This is a genomic window from Acidocella sp. MX-AZ02, from assembly GCF_000306035.1.
Lineage (GTDB): Bacteria > Pseudomonadota > Alphaproteobacteria > Acetobacterales > Acetobacteraceae > Acidocella > Acidocella facilis.
Genome location: NZ_JH976207.1, coordinates 122,661 through 124,532, shown reverse-complemented (window position 1 = coordinate 124,532; position 1,872 = coordinate 122,661). Strand labels below are relative to the sequence as shown.

Sequence of the window (1,872 nt, the reverse complement as noted above, 5' to 3'; positions counted from 1 at the left end):
ATCGCGTGCCAGCGCCGCCAGCGCGGGCGACCAGGCGAAGGCCGCGAACTGCCCGCCGCGCGAGCCGTGCTGGGCGAGGAAAAACCAGAAACAGGCGGCGAGGAAGGGCAGCATCGCGCCCACCAGCAAGGCGGCGCGGCGCGGGGCGCGGGCGGCCAGCCAGAGCAGCGCCGGGCCGGCGGTGAACACCGCCAGATAATCGGTGAAGGCGGCGGCGCCGAAACAAAGACCGGCCAGGAGCGCCCCGCGCGCATCGCCGCGCAGCAGCGCATAGACACCCCAGATATCCAGCGCCTGCGCCAGCGCGAAGGGCCGCGCCAGGATGCCGGTAAAGAGAAACCCGTAGGAGAGCAGCGCCAGCATCAGCACCGGCGCCACCGCCACGCCGCGCCAGCTGGCGAGCCGCGCCAGCCCCGCCAGCCCCGCCAGGGTGAAGCCGACGGAGAGCAGCCGGGCGGTGAACCACCCCGCCCCGGCGACGCGGCGCCAGCCTTCCAGCAGCCAGAAATAAAGCGGCGGATGCACATCGCCCTGGCGCAGATCATGCGCGATCTGCCCCAAATTGCCGTGCGGGGCGTAGAGCCAGCGCACGCTCCCGGCGGTGAACACGGCTTGCGGCCAGTCCGGCCTGGCATGGCCGGCGGTTAAAAAGATCGAATAGGCCTCGTCATATTCCGGGCCGCGCAGCCAGGCCGCCAGGACAAGCAGAAGGCCCGCCAGCGCCAGCAGGATCAGCTCAGAGCGGCGGCCGTTGCGCGCCACGCTGGTCCAGATCCAGGTCGATGCAGGCCCAGGCGGGAGCCTGGGCGTGGCCCGTGGAGAATGGCGGCACGTTCGGCCTGGCGGTGCCCCCCACACAAGCCGCGCGCCTCTGGATGCGTGCCATCAGCTTCCGAATTCCTGCTCGATGCGTGGATCATATTGCCGGGCCAAAGCGAGATCCGCCTTGGCGGCGTCCTGATCGCCGGCGTCCTGCTCGGCCAGGCCACGGCCATAGAGGGAGCTGGCCAGATGCGGGTCGAGCTTCAGCGCCTGGTCGTAGGCGGCGATGGCCCTCTTGGCGTCCTTCAGCTTCAGATAGACATAGCCGGTGGAATCCTGCGTCGCCGCGTCGCTGTCATTCAGGCTCAGCGCCTGCTGGCAATAGCTCAGCGCCTCGCTGAACTTGCCGTCCAGCGCCAGGAACCAGCAGCGATTATTCAGATCCGGCGCGGATTTCGGGCGCAGCTTTAACAGCTCCCCCTCATCGGCGGCGGCCTCGGCATATTTATGCGCGTTGCCATAGGCGATGGCGCGGTCCTCATAGGCGGGCTGATAGCGGGGATCGAGGCTGATCGCCTTGCTGTCATCGGCGATCTCGGCCGTGGTCTGGCCGCCCGCCTGCTCCAGCATGGCCCGGGCGGCATAGGCTTGCGGGGCCTTGGCATCGAGGGCGATGGCGCGGGTGACATCCTGCAAGGCCATATCCGGCTGGTGCATCTGGCTATAGGTGCCGGCGCGCAGCAGCAGCACATGGTAGAGCAGCTTCGGATCGCCACCGGCCTTGTCCACCGCCTGGGACAGATCCTTGATCTCGGCCTCCGGCTGCTTGAGCTGGTCCTCCACCCCGGCGCGCTGGAGGTAGAGCCGCGCATCGTCCGGCGCGAAGGCGATGGCGCTGGCAAGATCCGCCAGCGCCGGTTGCGGCTGATGCGCGGCCAGCTCGATCAGCGCGCGTTTTTCATAGAAGCCGGGAGTGGAGGGGGAGAGGCTGATCGCATGGCTTTCATCCGCCAGGGCCGCCGTCAGATCGTTCTTCTGCAACGCGGCGGTGGCGCGGGCATCGAAGCCGATGGCGTTGCCGGGGTCCAGCGTCACCGCCTGGTTGCGTCC

Annotated in this window: 1 protein-coding gene and 1 pseudogene; both read right to left on the bottom strand. The window is 68.9% G+C overall.

The annotated features are described in order from the left end of the window. A pseudogene (locus tag MXAZACID_RS19040) lies at window positions 1-762 on the bottom strand (glycosyltransferase family 39 protein); the annotation flags it as partial. A 123-nt stretch (window positions 763-885) separates the two neighbouring features. After that, a partial coding sequence (locus MXAZACID_RS00615; RefSeq protein ID WP_008492050.1) for a tetratricopeptide repeat protein occupies window positions 886-1,872 on the bottom strand: 987 nt, incomplete at its 5' end.